Below are 15,697 nucleotides of genomic sequence, written 5' to 3' on the forward strand. Positions count from 1 at the left end.
CCGGGTGGGGGAGCGGGCTGGTGCAGCCATGCGGCGGGAGCCGCATAGATGAGCGCAAGGGCACCCCATGCGGCGAAGCTGCCGCCCAAGATCATCGTCAAGAAGATCTACGTCGAGGGCGGCGGTGGTCATCACGGCGGCGCATGGAAGGTCGCCTACGCGGACTTCGTGACCGCGATGATGGCGTTCTTCCTGCTGATGTGGCTGCTCGGCGCGACCAACGAGAAACAGCGCAAGGCGCTCGCCGATTATTTCGCGCCCACCCTGATCGAGTTCAAGCAGAACAGTGCCGGTTCCAACGGCCTGCTCGGTGGCGATGCGATGCAGGGCAAGGACAATTACCCGACCATGGCCAAGCAGACCGGCACGCGATCGATGACGATCCCGGCCGGTGCGCAGGGCGGCGATTTTGTCGGCACCGGCGCGCAGGGCAGCCTCAAGAACAAGGAAGCGATGGACGCCGAGGACCGTCAGGGCTTCGCCAAGATGAAGGCGGATATCGAGCGCAAGATCAAGTCGAACCCCGGCCTCACCCGCTTGGGTAAACAGGTTCGCTTCGTGCCCACGCGTGAAGGAATGCGAATCGATCTGATGGACGACGCCGATTATTCGATGTTCGCCCTGGGCACGACCAACTTCGTCCCCGAAGCGGCCAAGCTGGTGGCGATGGTGGCGCAGTCGATCGCGGAATCGGAGAACCCGATCATGATCCGCGGACACACCGACAGCCTGCGCTATGGCGACCCGATGAACATGAACAACTGGATGCTCTCCAGCGCGCGTTCCGAAGAAACCCGCCGCCGCCTGACTGCGGGCGGCGTGGGCGAGGTGCGGTTCGAGCGGATCGAGGGCGTCGCCGACCGCGAACCGCTGATCAAGGCCAACCCCGCCGATCCGCGTAACCGCCGCGTCGCGATCACCCTGCTCTATCGCAAGAGCAAGCTCGACCGCTGAGCCCTTAGAGTTGCGGCACCGGCCCGCGTGAGCGGAGCAAGCAATCTCAGAAAAACAGTTTCCGCACGCTGATCCGCACCGTCCGGCCAAGCGGATCGAGCAGTGCCGGCTGATAGCTGATCGGAGTCCCGCCGGCCGCGTCGGTCACCTTGAGGCGACTGTCGAAGAGATTGTCGACCGACAGTGTCACGCGCATGCCGGTCAGCCAGCGGTTCTCGCGCACGAACTTGAACTGCGGCCCCAGCGTCGCGAACAGTCGCAGATTGACCGTCGCGAAATCGTCGAAGCGTAGCTCGTCGGCGCTCGTCGCCCCACCCCGCACCCGCGTCGCGCTCTGCCAATCGGCGTTAAGGCGGATGCCGATGCCATCGCGCACCACACCCGTGCGCAGCTCGATCTGGTGGCGCGGGGATCCGCCGCGACTGCCGGTCGCCGAGCCATTGAGCAAATCCAGTTCGGGTAGGCCGTCGCGGATCGTGACCTTGTCGGCGAGCGCGACGGTGTGGAAGATCCCGAACTGGAACCGGCCGCCGCCGCCCGGGCCGCCTCCACCGCCCGGTCCGCCACGGAAACCGCCACCGCCGCCAAAGCCGCCGCCGGGGCGACCGCCTTCGCCGAACCGGCGCGGCCCTTCGCCACCCGGGCCGCGCCCGCCAGGACCGCGTGCCTCCGGCGGGGGCGTCTCACCACGCGCGATCGCCGCTTCGCGCGCCGCCTCGCGGGCGGCACGCTGCGCCTGGAATTCCTCCATCGCCTTGCGCGCCAGTGGCGAGCTGATCGCCTTGGAGAAGTTGAGGCCCCAACGGATCTGCTCGCGCTCGCTGCGCAGGAAATTGACCGGGCGATTGTCGATCCGCAGGAGCTGATCGGTAACCGGATCGCGGGTGAAGCGGTCCGGGAATGCCGCCTCGATCTCGGCCGTTGCGGTGGGGAAGGAAGCGATCGGATTGTCAATCGTGCTCTTATTGTAATCGATGTTGAGCGTGAGGTCGGTTTCCTTGATCGGCCGCAAATTGAGACCGAGCTTCATCACATTGCGATTGTCGGCGATTAGGTTGCGGTTGCCGCCGTCCACGCGCGTGATGTCCACCGTCTCGCCGCGCACGAAATCGAACACGCGGACATTCGGCGTCGCCACCATCGGGTTGCCGAGCTGCTGCGCCGAAGGCGCCCCCTCCTCCTTGGTGAATGAGGCGATGAAGCGGACCTGGTCGATCGGCGACCAATTGACGCCATAGCCATAGGCGACGAGCGTGCCGAAGTCCGACAGCTCTTCAACCTCGATATTGCCGTTGAGCGAGAGGTTACCGAGGCCCTTGAGCACGGCGCGGCTGCGGCTGGCGATCGGCAGGTCGATATTGGCCTGAATGCTCCCCGTCTCGCGGCCGATATCCGCTTCGGAGAAGATAGCACCGCGCAGCGAATCGCTGCGCAGGGAGCTGGTACGGCCTGTCGCGCGGATACTGGTCGAGATATCGCCGGCGGGTAGCTTCGCCAGGGCGCCGTTCACGAGCGCATCGATCGATCCGACATTCGATACCGACCGTGCCCGGTCGGTTCTGCTGGTCGCGGTATCGGTCAGCGTCCGGCTCTCGACCCGGTCCCAATTGCCGGTCACCGACCAGCGCCATTTGGGCGAGAGATCGCCGTTGAGCGAGAAGCCGCCGTGCAGCGTACCAGTGTCGTTGGTCCGTTGTAGCGGCGTGGTCCCGCCCGCAGCGGGCAACCCCAGCAGTGATTCGCTGGCATTCTGCTCGAGCCGCACATTCGCCGTCGCGGCAACCTTGCCGATGTTGCGGCTGAACACGCCGTTGAGCGCGACATTCTCGGTCTTGGGCAGCAAGGTGCGATAGCGCGGGTCCGAACTCGGCACGTTCGGGTCGCGCTGAACGTCGCGCTCGCTCTCCAGCAGCGCCGAATCGCGTTCATATTCGACGTCGAGGTTGATGCGGCCGTCGCGGTTGATGCGCAGCATGCTGAGCTCGGCATCCTGCCCCGCCCGCCCGCCCGCTGTCGCGAAGGTTCCGTCAAGCTCTCCGGTGATCGACCGAAAGCGGCGGCGCAGCACGATGTTCACCACGCGCTGGTCAGCCCGATAGCCCAGCTTGAGTGCAGCCTCTTCGGGCAGGATATCCATCCGCTCGATCGCCTCGGGCGGGATGTCGCGGATCTCGGCGAAGCTCGAGATGCGGCGCCCGCTCAGCAACAGCACCGGCGCGCCACCGCCGCGACCGCGTCCGCTGCGTGTCTGCGGCTCAAGCTCGGTCAGCAGCTCGGCAAGCGAGCTGACACCATAGGCGCGGATGTCGGCAGGGTTGAGCACAAGCTCGGGCTTGACGTCGCCCTGCACCGCGCCACGTAGCTGACCGGTGACGACCACCTCTTCGGGCTCTTCCGCACCACTAGCGGGCGCATCCCCGCCAGGTTCCTGCGCCACGGGCTCCGCCGACGGTTGCGGCGCATTCTGACCGGAGGCCATCGCCACCGGTGCCGCCGTCGCCATCCATCCCGCCATCAACCAAGCCGCACGCCGCATTCGTCACTCCCGGATACACCCGGCACATGGCCGGCCCGCCGCCCCTAAAGGCGATTTGTCGCAGAACTATGCCCGGGTGAAGATGAACGGCGGATGCTCAGTCCGCGGCGCCCTGCTCCTGCATCTGTGCGTGGTGACGAATCACCTCGTCGATGATGAAGCGCAGGAATTTCTCGGAAAATTCGGGGTCGAGGTCGGCCTGAGCGGCCAGATCGCGCAGCCGCTCGATCTGGCGCTCCTCACGTCCCGGATCGGCCGGGGGAAGGCCGGTTTCCGCCTTGTGACGGCCAACCGCCTGGGTGATCTGGAAACGCTCGGCGAGCAGAAAGACGAGCGCGGCATCGATCCGGTCGATGCTCTGGCGATAGCGTTGCAGCGTCTCGTCGCTCATGGATTGTGAAGGTCCCGGTTGATGGCCGCGCGCCTTGTTGCGCCGCTTTCATCCGTAAGCAACCCCCACGCACTTGCCTTTCGGCACACTTGCAGCCACATCGCGCCCGACATGAGCGCGACGGTTCACACTATTGGTCCCCGTACCGGCCGCGGAGCGGAACCTTCGCTCGATCCGATGATCGCGCTGGTCGCGGCGGACATGAACCTCGTCAACGCCGTGATCCTCGATCGGATGCAGTCACAGATTCCGTTGATCCCCGAACTCGCCGGTCATCTGATCGCGGGCGGCGGCAAGCGGATGCGGCCGATGCTGACGATCGCGAGCGCGCGCCTGCTCGACTATTCGGGCACGCGCCATCACCGGCTCGCCGCCGCGGTCGAGTTCATCCACACCGCGACCCTGCTGCATGACGACGTCGTCGACGGGTCCGACATGCGCCGCGGCAAGCGCGCCGCCAACCTCATCTGGGGCAATCCGGCAAGCGTGCTGGTCGGCGACTTCCTGTTCAGCCGCAGCTTCGAACTGATGGTCGAGGATGGCAGCCTCAAGGTGCTCAAGATCCTCTCCAACGCCTCCGCGGTGATCGCCGAGGGTGAGGTCAACCAGCTCACCGCCGCTCGACGCATCGACCTCGCCGAAGAACGCTATCTTGAGATCATCGGCGCCAAGACCGCCGCGCTGTTCGCCGCCGCCTGCCGCATCGCGGCCGTGGTCGCCGAACGGCCCGAGGCGGAGGAAGCGGCGCTCGACGCCTATGGCCGCAACCTCGGCATCGCCTTCCAGCTGGTCGACGACGCGATCGACTATGTCTCGGACGCCGGGACGATGGGCAAGGATGCCGGCGACGATTTCCGCGAAGGCAAGATGACGCTGCCCGTCATCCTCGCCTATGCCCGTGGCAGCGAGGACGATCGCGCCTTCTGGAAGGAAGCCGTGCTCGGCCGCCGAATCAGCGACGAGGACTTCGCGCATGCGGTGGGCCTCGTCCGGTCGAGCCGCGCGGTGGACGATACGCTCGCCCGCGCTCGCCATTATGGCCAGCGCGCGATCGACGCCCTGGGGATTTTCCCGGGCAGCGCCGCCAAGGATTCGATGATCGAAGCCGTCGAGTTCGCGGTCGCCCGCGCCTATTGAGCGCCCGCCGGGCGGCTCATACTTCGCTTTCCTCGTCCGCATCTTCATCGGCGTCGAGCGAGTCGTCTTCTTCCTCGTCCAACGCGTCCTCGATCGCCTCGCCCAGCATGTCGAGCTGCTCATAGGTCGCGGTCAGCTCGATCGTCTCGCCATCCTCATCCTCGATGCTCAGCAGATAGTCGCCACTGCCATCGGCGGCGATGCTGAAGCTCGAAAGCGTGCGTGCCATGACCCGTCTCCTTCAAGGCGCGCAACGCGCGTCGTGCGATTGGGTGCCATGGCGCTTCAAGCGATGCGGTGAATTGCGTAGAGCCGAACCGTGAGCGACCTTCCCATCCACGCCGTCCTGCCCGATCTGCTCGCCGCGCTGCGCGGTGCGAGCAACGCCGTACTCGTCGCGCCGCCGGGTGCGGGCAAGACGACTGCCGTCGCCCCGGCGCTGCTGAGCGAGGACTGGTGCGCGGGCGAGATCCTGCTGCTTTCCCCCCGCCGCCTCGCCGCCCGCGCCGCCGCGGAACGGATGGCCGCGCTGGCCGATGAGCCGGTGGGCAAGACCTTTGGCTATGCCACCCGCATGGACAGCAAGCGCTCGGCACAGACGCGCGTGACGGTCGTGACCGAAGGCATTTTCGTCAACCGCATCCAGGCCGATCCGGAACTGGCGGGCGTGTCGGCCGTGCTGTTCGACGAGGTCCATGAACGCAGCCTCGACAGCGATTTCGGCCTCGCGCTGGCGCTCGATGCCCAAGCTGCATTGCGGCCCGATATCCGGCTCGTCGCGATGTCGGCGACGCTCGACGGCGCGCGCTTCTCCACCTTGATGGGGGACGCCCTCATGGTCGAGAGTGAAGGCCGAAGCTATCCGCTCGACTTGCGCCACCTCGGCCGCGCGGCGGAAGCGCGGATCGAGGAGTCGGTCGCCGCCGCGATCCGCCAGGCGCTGCGCGAGAGCGAGGGCGGCATCCTCGCCTTTCTCCCCGGTGTCGCCGAGATCGAACGCACGGCGGAGCGCATTGCCGATGTACCGGGCGCAATCCTCCACAAGCTTCACGGCAGCCTCGATCCCGCCGCCCAGCGCGCCGCGATCGCACCGGACCGGGAGGGGCGTCGCAAGATCGTGCTCGCGACCTCGATCGCCGAGACCTCGCTGACGCTCGACGGCATCCGCGTTGTGATCGATTCGGGCCTTGCCCGGCGCCCGCGCTACGATCGCGCCGCGGGGATGACGCGGCTCGTGACCGAACGGGCGAGCCAGGCCGCCGTTACCCAACGCGCCGGCCGTGCCGCGCGGCAAGGACCGGGCATCGCCTATCGCCTGTGGGAGGCTGCCGCCACTGCAGGTCTGCCGCGCTTCGATCCGCCCGAAATCCTCGAGGCCGATCTGTCGGCGCTCACGCTCGACTGCGCGCTCTGGGGCGTCGCCGATCCGCGCGAGCTGAACTGGCTCGATCCACCGCCCGAGGCCGCCGTACAGGAAGCGCGCGCGCGGCTCGCCACGCTCGAAGCGATCGATGCCGACGGCCGCCCGACCGCGCATGGCAAGGCGATCGCGCGCCTCCCGCTGCCGCCACGCCTTGGCCATATGCTCGCACGCGCGGGCGGGATCGGGCTGGAACGGACCGCCGCGCAGGTCGCGGTCCTGCTTGGCGAGCGCGGGCTTGGCGGCCCCGACGCCGATCTCGAGCATCGCCTGCGCCGCTGGCGCACAGAACGCGGCCCGCGCGCGGAGAACGGCCGAAAACTGGCGGAACGCTGGTCGAAGCTCGTTGCCGGCGCATCCGAAGCGGCGATCGCGCCCGGCTCACCCGAAGCGGTCGCCACCTGTGTCGCGCTCGCCTTTCCGGACCGCATCGCCAAGCGCCGCGACGCGTCGGGCGAAACCTGGGCTTCGGCCGGCGGGCGCGGTTTCAAGCTCGACCCCACCTCGTCGCTCGCTCGCCACGAATGGCTGGCCGTCGCCGAGACCCAGGGCATGGCCGCCGGCGCCCGCATCCTCTCCGCCGTGCCGATCGACGCCGCCGATGTCGAAGCGCTGTTCGGCCACCGCATCGAGACGCGCCGCACCGTCCGCTTCGATCCCGCAAGCGGCCGTGTCGAAGCGACGCGCGAACGCCGCCTTGGCGCGATTCGCCTGTCATCCGGCCCGGACAGCGCCGCCGACCCGGAGGAGATCACGGCCGCACTGCTCGAGGGCGTGCGCCGACATGGCCTCGACCCGCTACCCTGGTCCGCCAACGCTCGGGCGCTGCGCCTCCGCGCCGCCTATGCCGGACTCGACGCCCTGTCGGACGCGGCCCTGCTCGCCGACCTCGACGACTGGCTCACGCCAGCCCTTGCCGGCAAGCGGCGCCTCGATGCGGTAGCGCCCGAAGCCTTGACCCAGGCGCTGCAGAATCGGCTCGGCTGGGACGGGCAGAAGCAGCTCGACCGCCTCGCCCCCGCGCGGCTCGAAACACCCGCTGGATCGAGCCACGAAATCGACTATGCGGCGGAAGGCGGACCAACGGTCGAAGTCCGCGTTCAGGCGCTGTTCGGACTCGCCGCCCACCCCGTGCTGGGCGACGGCACGCCGTTGGTCCTTTCGCTCACCTCACCCGCAGCCCGCCCGATCCAGACGACGCGTGACCTCCCCGGTTTCTGGAAGGGCAGCTGGGCCGATGTCGCCAAGGAAATGCGCGGCCGCTATCCCCGCCACCCTTGGCCCGACGATCCCGCTGCGGCGTCCGCGACGCTGCGAACGAAAAATGCGGATGCACGGCGCGGCGGTTCGCGATAAGGGACGGAACCATGTCCACCGCACGCATCTATCAGCGCCCGAAGAACGCCATGCAGTCGGGCCGTTTCCGCACCGATCGCTGGGTTCTCGAATTCGACCCCGGCGAGCAGCAGAAGCCCGATCCGCTCACGGGATGGGCCGGTTCCGGCGACACGCGCAATCAGCTGCGCCTCAATTTCCCGACGCTTGAGGCGGCGCAGGATTATGCCGCACGCGAAGGCATCGCCTTCCATGTCGTCGCGGCGCCCGCGCGCACGCTCAAGCTTCAGGCCTACGCCGACAATTTCCGGTAAGCTTGGTCAGGCCGCCAGCAGCGACTGACCCAGCACCAACAGCAGTTTGACGTCGATCGCCATGCCGCGTGCGCGGCAGTCGGCGACGAAGGCCGGCACCGCGTCCATCTTCACGCGATGGACGGTGATGCCCTCGCCCTCAACACCGCCGCCTTCGCCGACACGGACCAGATCGCGGGCGCGAACCAATGTGAAGCTCTCGCTGACCATGCCGGGCGACGAGAAATACTCGCCAAGCGATTCGACGCGACCGGGCCGGTAGCCGGTCTCTTCCTCCAGTTCGCGCGACGCCGCGATCTCCACCGCTTCGCCGTCAGTCTCGTCGCCGACCAGCCCCGCGGGCAGTTCGAGACAGGCACGGCCCAGCGGCACGCGATATTGTTCGACCAGCAGGAGATGATCCTCGTCATCGATCGCGACGATCACCGCCGCGCGAATACCCCGGGCACGCGAGACATATTCCCAGCGCCCCTGCTTCTTCGCGGTGATGAACCTGCCCTGCCAGACGGTTTCGACCGGCGCATCGGAATCCACGGTCACAGTTCGATCAGCCGGTCGGGCAGCTCATTGGTGTCGCCCGCGCTGCGCGGGAAATGTTCGGCCAGCACCACGCCGATCGCCGTAACGGCATCGGCCATGCCATCGGCCGGGCGCCCGTCGCGCACCGCCGCGATCAGCGCCGCCATCGCGTCCCCCCAAACCTCCTGGTCGACCCGCGAATGGATCGCCGAATCGGCGATGATCTCGGCGCGATGCTCGTCGATGCTGAGGTAGAGCAGCACACCCGTCGACGCGATCGTGCGCGCCTCGGCCCCTGTACGGAAGAGCGTTAGCGCTTTCCGCCGCACCCGGCGGGCCTTGGCCGATCGCGGGGTCAGCGCCAGGCGCAACGGTATCCACGCCAGCGCCAGACGCGCCGCCAGGAAGCTCACGGTCATTGCGACCATCGCGATCAACAGCACATGGCCGGCCGGCGTCGCCTCGCCCCAGGGATCGCCGAACCAGCTGTGGACATGGTCGATTCCCTGCGGAAAGGCCGCGAGCAGCGCCAGCACCAGCAACGCCGCGAGCATCGCCCACAGCAGGGCGACGTCGTGATACTCGTCCGATCGGCGCGCGACGATCGTCACGATCTCGCCATCGGTCTGCGTCTCAGCCGCAGTGACCGCGGCGGTGACGCGGCGATGATCCGCTTCGCTCAATCGCATGCCCATCACCAATCCCCCGAGGCGCCACCGCCACCGAAATCGCCGCCGCCGCCGCCGGAAAAGCCGCCATCGCCCCAGCCACCGCCGCCGCCGCTATCGCCCGACGACCATCCCCCGCCCCCGGACGACCAGCCGCCGCTATGGCGCGCGATCTCGCTCCCGATCGTCCACAGCACGATCGGCAGGTCGCTGTCGCCGCCACGATAGCGCCGCCCGCGCACGCGCCGGATCAGCGGGATGATGACGATGAAGAAGACGAACAGCCAAAACAGGATCCCGCCGATACCGATCCCACTACCGCCGGACTTCCGCTGGTGCGTGCGGTTGAACTCCTGCACCGCCGCATCGACCTTGGCCTGCGCTTCCTCGGGCGCGGCGCGCAGTTGCGCGATCAGCGCATCGGCACCGGCCACCATCGCCTGGGGCACATTGCCCTCGTTCAACAACGGCATCATCTGGCCGCGAATGATGGTCCCGGCGAGCGCGTCGGTGATGATCGGCTCGAGCCCGCGCCCGACCTCGATGCGCGGTCCGCGCTGACCCTTGGGGTTGTTGGGCGCGATCAGCAGGATCGCGCCATTATCGGCATTCTTCAGCCCGACGCCCCAGGCACGGCCCAGCTGATAGCCATAGTCGGACAGCGGATAGCCCTGGCCATCCGCGATCGTCACGACGACGAGCTGCCGCTTGGTATCGCGTTGCAGCGCGTCGAGCTTCTGCGTCAGCGACGCTTCAACGTCAGGCGGCAGGACATTGGCGTCGTCCACCACCAGGCCGGTGAATTTGGGGAAGCTCTGCGCGCTTGCCGGCGCTGCCGCTCCGAAGAGCAGCAGCGCGAGCATCAGGATCAGCCTAGGCATGGCACCGCCTTCGCCCTGGGGTCAGTGTGGTTTCAGCTGCCGTTCCCGAAATTGACCGTCGGCGCGACTTCCGCGCCCGGCGTCGTCGCCTGGAACGGGGTCATCGGCTTGGCACCGTAGAAGATCTTGGCGCCGATCGCGTCGGGGAAGGTGCGGATGGTGGTGTTATAGCTCTGCACCGCCTTGTTATAGTCGCGACGCGCGATGCCGATACGGTTCTCGGTCCCCTCGAGCTGGGTCATCAGCGTGGCGTAGTTCGCCTGGCTCTTGAGCTCGGGATAGGCCTCCTGCAGCCGCTGCAGCGACAGCGTCACCGCATTCTGCGCGCGGTCGAATGCCTGGACCTTCGCCGGATCGGTCAGGTCGGCGTCGCTCACGCGCACCTGGGTCGCGGCGGCGCGCGCCTGGGTCACTTCGACCAGGATCGCCTTTTCCTGCGCACCGGCGGCACGAACCGTCGAAACCAGATTAGGAATTAGATCGGCGCGGCGCTGATACTGGTTCTGCACCTCCGCCCATTGCGCCTTCGCGGCTTCCTCGGCGGTCGGAACACTGTTGAGGCCACAGGCCGAAAGCAGGGCCGCCGCAGCCATCGCGGCAACGAGACGAAGCTTCATGTCGAAGAATCCCTTCAAGTGTGTCGCATCGATACGACACCGCGAAAATAGGAGACCGATCGTCCGCGCGCAATGATAACCGGTCCGGGTACGGATTGCGGCCACCGTTTCCCGGGTTTACCCTGCCCGCCGCAGAGACAGTTCAGGGGTGCGTCCATGCTGAGTGAATTCAAGGCCTTCATCGCGCGCGGCAATGTGCTCGACCTTGCCGTCGCGGTCATCATCGGCGCGGCGTTCGGCAAGATCGTCACCTCGCTGACCGAAGACATTATCATGCCGGTGATCGGCAAGATTTTCGGCGGGCTCGATTTTTCGAGCTATTTCCTGGTGCTGGGCGAAGTACCGGCGAACCTTCAGGGTTCGACCGACTATGCCGCGCTCAAGAAGGCCGGCGTGCCGCTGCTCGGCTATGGCGAGTTCGTGACCCAGGCGGTCAACTTCCTGATCATCGCCTTCATCATCTTCCTGCTGGTGCGCGCGGTGAACCGCGTTGTCCCCAAGGCAGCGGAAGCCGCGGCCGAGGAAGCCGCCGATGTCGTGCTGCTGCGCGAGATCCGCGACGAGCTGAAGAAGCGCAACGGCTGAACCTGAGGCTCATCGCCATCAATCCTTCCCTGTGGCGGGGAAGGATTGGTCGATGTATCGTTCAGGCGCAGCCGAAACGGGTGATTTGCGAGTACCGGAGCGCAGCGTACTTCAGGTACGTGAACACCGGAGCGGAAAAAAAATCGCGCGTTGCAGGCCCGCATGAGCGGAACAGCGGCCGATCCTCAGGCTGCGGCGAGCTTCTCGGCGGTGGCATCCGCCAGGCTGGTGCCGTCGAGGATACGTGCGGTCTCGTCGCGCACCCGCGCCATGGCATGGCGGATCGCGCATGTCGCTTCGTCCTTGCAATCCAGGCACGGGCGATAGGCGGTGCGGCTGACGCACGGCACCAATGCCAGCGGCCCTTCGATCACGCGAATGATCTCACCCAGCGAAATCAGGTGGTTGGGCCGGGCGAGCCGATAGCCGCCCATCTTGCCGCGGGTGGAATCGAGGAACCCCGCCTCACGCAGATCGGCTAGGATCAGCTCCAGGAACTTGCGCGGAACATTCGCCTCGGCGGCGATCCGCGTCATCGGCGTCGGCGCGCCCTCCCGCGGCTGCTTCGCCAGGAACAGCATGGCGCGCAGGGCATAACGGGAACGCTGGGTCAGCATGACATTGTCCCTTGCACCCGCTTTGCGGCCTTGTGAAGGCCAAAACCTACTCTTTTCATTCGGATTCCGTTCCCTATATTGGAACGTGCCGGGTTCGCCCGGCTATGACGATAAACTGTGACGTAGAATAGATGCAGCGGACCCGGGGGCAGTACCCGGCGGCTCCACCATAACCGGTGGTGTATCTGGACACCGTTTCTGACGGGGCCGAACCAGGATCGACGTGTATTGAAAGGCGTTGTTTTCGTTCGGAATGGGACCACCGCGACGGCCCATACACACAAGTGCCAACGATAACGAAGCACTCGCTATTGCGGCGTAACCCCAAGGCCTAACGGCTTAAGGTTATTCTAAAATGCGCGGTTGGACCGCACCGGGCAACAGAAGCGGATTCCGGCGGTACGGGGAGCACCGAGCAACAGAAGCTCCCCACTTCATTCCTTCTCGCGCGCGAGCCGCTCCTCTTCCACGGTGAACGCCGTGAACCCTTTGCTGTCCGGCGACGTCGCGGTGGCGAAGAAGGCGACGCCCGTGCCCTTGGCGCGATCGATCCACAGCCCCGAACGCAGCCCATAGGCGTCCCCGGCATGGCCGATACGCGGGCGTCCGTCGCCGAACAGATCGTCGGCGCAGATATCGTGCGCGGTCGGCAGCATCGTCATCGCGAGGCCGTACTGGCAGTAAAAGCCGTTCGACGTGTCCCCATTGGACCCGTCATAGCGCCACGCCACCCGCTCGATCTGCGCAATCGACTCGCGCTTGAGGAAGCTGCCGTCATTCTTCAGCAGCATCCGGCCGATTGTCGCGAGGTCACGCATCGACGCCCGCAGGCCCCCCTGGGGCGAAAACAGCGCGCCATTGTCACCCGGTCGATAACCGCCCAGATCGCACCCCGATTTCGCGATCACCGGACACTCCGGCCGCTTGCCGCCCAGATCGTCGAGCGCCACCGATCCGTCGGTGCGGTACAGCACCACCGCGCGCGCGATCTTCGCGTCGCTGCAGGTCGACCAGTTGAAGCACGCATCCAGTTTGAGCGGCGCCAGCACCAGCCGGTGCATCAGGCGGTCGAACCGCTCTCCACTCGCCTTCTCCATCACGCTCGCGATCACCGGAAACCCGATATTGGCGTAGCGAAACCACGCGCCCGGACGATGCTCGCGGTCCCATAATGCCGGTTGCGCGATCCGGTCGGCCAGCCGCTCGCCCAGCGGCACACGATAGTCGTCGGGATCGATCAGCCCGGACTGGTGGGTCAGCAGCTGGCGCAGCGTCACCGGCACCTTGGGAAAGGCCGGGTTACGCACGCGCCAGCCCAGCACCTCGTTCACATCGCGGTCGAGATCGAGCTGCCCCGCCTCGACCATCCGCATCACGCCGAGCGCCACGACCAGCTTGGTGATGCTCGCCACCCGCACCGGATCGTCCGCCGTGACCGCCCGCCCCGTCGCGCGATCCGCCAGACCGTCCACCCGCACCGCCGTGACGCCGCGCGTATCGAACCCCAGACGCACCTCCGCGGGTGGTGGGGCCGATTGCGCCAAGGCGGCATTGGCCGTGAAGGTCGCAAGGCAGAGCAAGGGCAGGGTCAGGCGCATCGTGCCATCCTGACCGCACGGCGGCGAAATACAATGCGGCGAAATCGAAGCCGCGGGTTGTCAGGCGGATGGGGCGTTGTTACATCCATTCCGTCCAACGCAAGGAAAGGAGGGCGTATATGTCAGATACCATCGCACGCCCTTCCGGTGAGTTTCCCACCATCGGACGCTTCCGCCACTAGGTCCTGAAGCCTCCCTGATCCGGGTTTCCGCCCGCATCACCTCAATCTGACATTGCATTGGAGACGGCGCCCCGGCGCCGGTTCACGACATGACTCAAGACATTGAACGCACGGATTCGATCCGTCGCGTCCTGCGTTTCGCCTTTCGCCATTGGGCGCGGCAACGCGGACGCGCGGCCTTTATCGCCATCTTCATCACCGCCGCCACGGTGACCGAGATCTTCGTGCCCCTGTTCGCGGGCAAACTGATCGACGCGCTCGCCGCCAATCTACGCAGCGAGGCGCTGGCGCTGTTCGGCGCGATGGCGGCGCTCGGCCTGGCCATGCTGGTGCTTCGGCACTTCGCCTGGGCGGGAATCATTCCATTCACGCTGCGCATGATGCGCGACGTGACGCAGGACGGATTCCATCGCGTCCAGCGCTTCTCGACCGACTGGCACGCCAACAGCTTCGCCGGCTCCACCGTGCGCAAGATCACGCGCGGCATGTGGGCGTTCGACACGCTGAACGACGTGCTGCTGCATCAGATGCTGCCGTCGATCGCCGTCCTGACCGGCACGATGCTGCTGCTCGGCTGGTACTGGCCGGTGCTGGGCGTGGTGATGGCGATCGGCGCCATCGTCTATGTGGCGATGACCGTGCTGCTGGCGACACGCTGGGCCTCGCCCGCCGCGACCCTGTCCAACGCCTGGGACACAAGGCTGGGTGGCCAACTCTCCGATGCGATCGGTTCGAACGCCGTGGTCAAGGCCTTCGGCGCCGAGCTGCGCGAGGAGAAGCGTGTCGACACGCTTCTCGCCAAATGGGCGAAGCGCACGCGACGCACCTGGTCGCGTTACACTTGGTCGGGCAGCGCGCAGATCGCGATTCTGTGGATCATTCGCAGCGCGATCACCGGCACGGCCCTATGGCTGTGGTGGACGGGCGCAGCGACCCCGGGCGACGTTACTTTCGTGCTCACGAGCTATTTCGTCGTTCACGGCTATCTGATCGATGTCGGCTTCCACATCCATCAGATGCAGCGTGCGGTGAACGAGATGGAGGAACTGGTCGACCTGCACGACCAGCCGCTCGGCATCGAAGACCGTTCCGACGCGAAGCCGATCGACATCGGCGCTGGCGAAGTGCGCTTCGACGACATCACCTTCCGCTATGGCGGGCATGAGACGCCGCTTTACGAGCATCTCGACCTCACCATTCGCGGCGGCGAGCGCATCGGGCTGGTCGGCCATTCGGGATCGGGCAAGACGACCTTCGTCAAGCTGATCCAGCGCCTCTACGACGTGAACGAGGGCCGGGTGACGATCGACGGACAGGACGTGTCGCACGCGACCCAGCAGTCGTTGCGCGCACAGATCGCGATCGTGCAGCAGGAGCCGATCCTGTTCCACCGCAGCCTGGCCGACAACATCGCCTATGCCCGCCCTGGGGCGAGCCAGGCGGAGGTCGAGACGGCGGCACGGCTGGCCAATGCGCACGACTTCATCACCCGGCTACCGCGGGGCTATGCGACGCCGGTCGGCGAGCGCGGGGTCAAGCTGTCGGGCGGAGAGCGTCAGCGCGTGGCGCTTGCCCGCGCCTTCCTGGCCGATGCGCCGATCCTGATCCTCGACGAGGCGACCTCCAGCCTCGATTCGGAGAGCGAGGCGCTGATCCAGCAAGCGATGGACCGGTTGATGAAGGGCCGCACCGCGATCGTCATCGCGCACCGGCTGTCGACGGTCCGCACGCTCGACCGCATCCTGGTGTTCGACCAAGGTCGGGTGATCGAGGATGGCGACCACGATACGCTGCTCGCCAATGCCGACGGCCAGTATCGCCGGCTGTTCGACCGCCAGTCGGGCAATATCGTCGACGACGCGCCTGAGTTCGAGGCGGCGTAGCACCGGCTGCGATAGCGCCAACAAGAAAGGGCTCCGGTTTCCCGGAGCCCTTTTTCGTTT

15 protein-coding genes and 1 other RNA gene are annotated in these 15,697 nt (G+C 66.7%); 7 read left to right on the forward strand and 9 right to left on the reverse strand.

What is annotated here, in order from left to right:
• Window positions 1-48 precede the first annotated feature (48 nt).
• Window positions 49-954 carry a flagellar motor protein MotB gene (locus AC07M1_RS00515; RefSeq protein ID WP_495160616.1) on the forward strand — a complete coding sequence of 302 codons (906 nt, stop codon included), beginning with the start codon at window positions 49-51 and terminating at the stop codon, window positions 952-954.
• 46 nt (window positions 955-1,000) lie between these two features.
• Here the strand turns inward: AC07M1_RS00515 and AC07M1_RS00520 are convergent, their stop codons facing one another.
• On the reverse strand, window positions 1,001-3,490 hold the full coding sequence (locus AC07M1_RS00520) for a TonB-dependent receptor (RefSeq protein ID WP_495160617.1): 2,490 nt from the start codon (window positions 3,488-3,490) through the stop codon (window positions 1,001-1,003).
• A 97-nt stretch (window positions 3,491-3,587) separates the two neighbouring features.
• Window positions 3,588-3,881, reverse strand: coding sequence for a chorismate mutase (locus AC07M1_RS00525; RefSeq protein ID WP_495160618.1), 294 nt, complete (start codon window positions 3,879-3,881; stop codon window positions 3,588-3,590).
• A gap of 111 nt (window positions 3,882-3,992) precedes the next feature.
• Between AC07M1_RS00525 and AC07M1_RS00530 the strand changes: the two genes are divergently transcribed.
• Window positions 3,993-5,018, forward strand: coding sequence for a polyprenyl synthetase family protein (locus AC07M1_RS00530; RefSeq protein WP_495160619.1), 1,026 nt, complete (start codon window positions 3,993-3,995; stop codon window positions 5,016-5,018).
• Window positions 5,019-5,034: 16 nt separating this feature from the next.
• Here AC07M1_RS00530 and AC07M1_RS00535 read toward each other — a convergent pair whose 3' ends face one another.
• Window positions 5,035-5,247, reverse strand: coding sequence for a hypothetical protein (locus AC07M1_RS00535; RefSeq protein WP_495160620.1), 213 nt, complete (start codon window positions 5,245-5,247; stop codon window positions 5,035-5,037).
• A gap of 90 nt (window positions 5,248-5,337) precedes the next feature.
• Here AC07M1_RS00535 and hrpB point away from each other — a divergent pair, with 90 nt between their 5' ends.
• Together hrpB and AC07M1_RS00545 are read left to right on the forward strand one after the other, a co-directional pair.
• The gene (gene hrpB / locus AC07M1_RS00540) at window positions 5,338-7,794 is read left to right on the forward strand and encodes an ATP-dependent helicase HrpB (RefSeq protein ID WP_495160621.1); all 2,457 of its coding nucleotides are present in this window, start codon (window positions 5,338-5,340) and stop codon (window positions 7,792-7,794) included.
• 11 nt (window positions 7,795-7,805) lie between these two features.
• Window positions 7,806-8,087 carry an ETC complex I subunit gene (locus AC07M1_RS00545; protein WP_495160622.1) on the forward strand — a complete coding sequence of 94 codons (282 nt, stop codon included), beginning with the start codon at window positions 7,806-7,808 and terminating at the stop codon, window positions 8,085-8,087.
• 6 nt (window positions 8,088-8,093) lie between these two features.
• Here AC07M1_RS00545 and AC07M1_RS00550 read toward each other — a convergent pair whose 3' ends face one another.
• Genes AC07M1_RS00550 through AC07M1_RS00565 form a run of 4 tightly spaced genes read right to left on the reverse strand, consistent with a single transcriptional unit; the run spans window position 8,094 to window position 10,772 of the window.
• Window positions 8,094-8,627, reverse strand: a complete 534-nt coding sequence (locus AC07M1_RS00550; protein ID WP_495160623.1) for an NUDIX hydrolase — start codon at window positions 8,625-8,627, stop codon at window positions 8,094-8,096.
• Complete coding sequence (locus tag AC07M1_RS00555; protein WP_495160624.1) at window positions 8,624-9,301, reverse strand: TPM domain-containing protein; 678 nt, start codon at window positions 9,299-9,301, stop codon at window positions 8,624-8,626. Before AC07M1_RS00555 ends, AC07M1_RS00550 begins: the two co-directional genes overlap by 4 nt.
• The gene (locus AC07M1_RS00560; protein ID WP_495160625.1) at window positions 9,301-10,155 is read right to left on the reverse strand and encodes a TPM domain-containing protein; all 855 of its coding nucleotides are present in this window, start codon (window positions 10,153-10,155) and stop codon (window positions 9,301-9,303) included. The genes AC07M1_RS00555 and AC07M1_RS00560 overlap by 1 nt, the downstream gene beginning before the upstream one ends.
• A 32-nt stretch (window positions 10,156-10,187) precedes the next feature.
• Window positions 10,188-10,772, reverse strand: coding sequence for a LemA family protein (locus AC07M1_RS00565; RefSeq protein WP_495160626.1), 585 nt, complete (start codon window positions 10,770-10,772; stop codon window positions 10,188-10,190).
• A gap of 156 nt (window positions 10,773-10,928) precedes the next feature.
• On the opposite strand from AC07M1_RS00565, the gene mscL reads away from it, so the two are divergent.
• On the forward strand, window positions 10,929-11,357 hold the full coding sequence (gene mscL / locus AC07M1_RS00570; RefSeq protein ID WP_495160627.1) for a large conductance mechanosensitive channel protein MscL: 429 nt from the start codon (window positions 10,929-10,931) through the stop codon (window positions 11,355-11,357).
• A 185-nt stretch (window positions 11,358-11,542) separates the two neighbouring features.
• On the opposite strand, the gene AC07M1_RS00575 is transcribed toward mscL, so the two are convergent.
• Window positions 11,543-11,974 carry an RrF2 family transcriptional regulator gene (locus tag AC07M1_RS00575; RefSeq protein ID WP_495160628.1) on the reverse strand — a complete coding sequence of 144 codons (432 nt, stop codon included), beginning with the start codon at window positions 11,972-11,974 and terminating at the stop codon, window positions 11,543-11,545.
• A gap of 48 nt (window positions 11,975-12,022) precedes the next feature.
• Between AC07M1_RS00575 and ssrA the strand changes: the two genes are divergently transcribed.
• Window positions 12,023-12,369: a transfer-messenger RNA gene (ssrA, locus tag AC07M1_RS00580) on the forward strand.
• A 39-nt stretch (window positions 12,370-12,408) separates the two neighbouring features.
• Here ssrA and AC07M1_RS00585 read toward each other — a convergent pair.
• On the reverse strand, window positions 12,409-13,572 hold the full coding sequence (locus AC07M1_RS00585; RefSeq protein ID WP_495160629.1) for a serine hydrolase domain-containing protein: 1,164 nt from the start codon (window positions 13,570-13,572) through the stop codon (window positions 12,409-12,411).
• A 271-nt stretch (window positions 13,573-13,843) separates the two neighbouring features.
• Here AC07M1_RS00585 and AC07M1_RS00590 point away from each other — a divergent pair, with 271 nt between their 5' ends.
• Entirely contained in the window at window positions 13,844-15,637 is a 1,794-nt protein-coding gene (locus AC07M1_RS00590) for an ABC transporter ATP-binding protein (protein ID WP_495160630.1), read from the forward strand.
• Window positions 15,638-15,697 lie beyond the last annotated feature (60 nt).

The sequence above is a fragment of the Sphingomonas sp. GW821-FHT10C01 genome, from assembly GCF_059415525.1.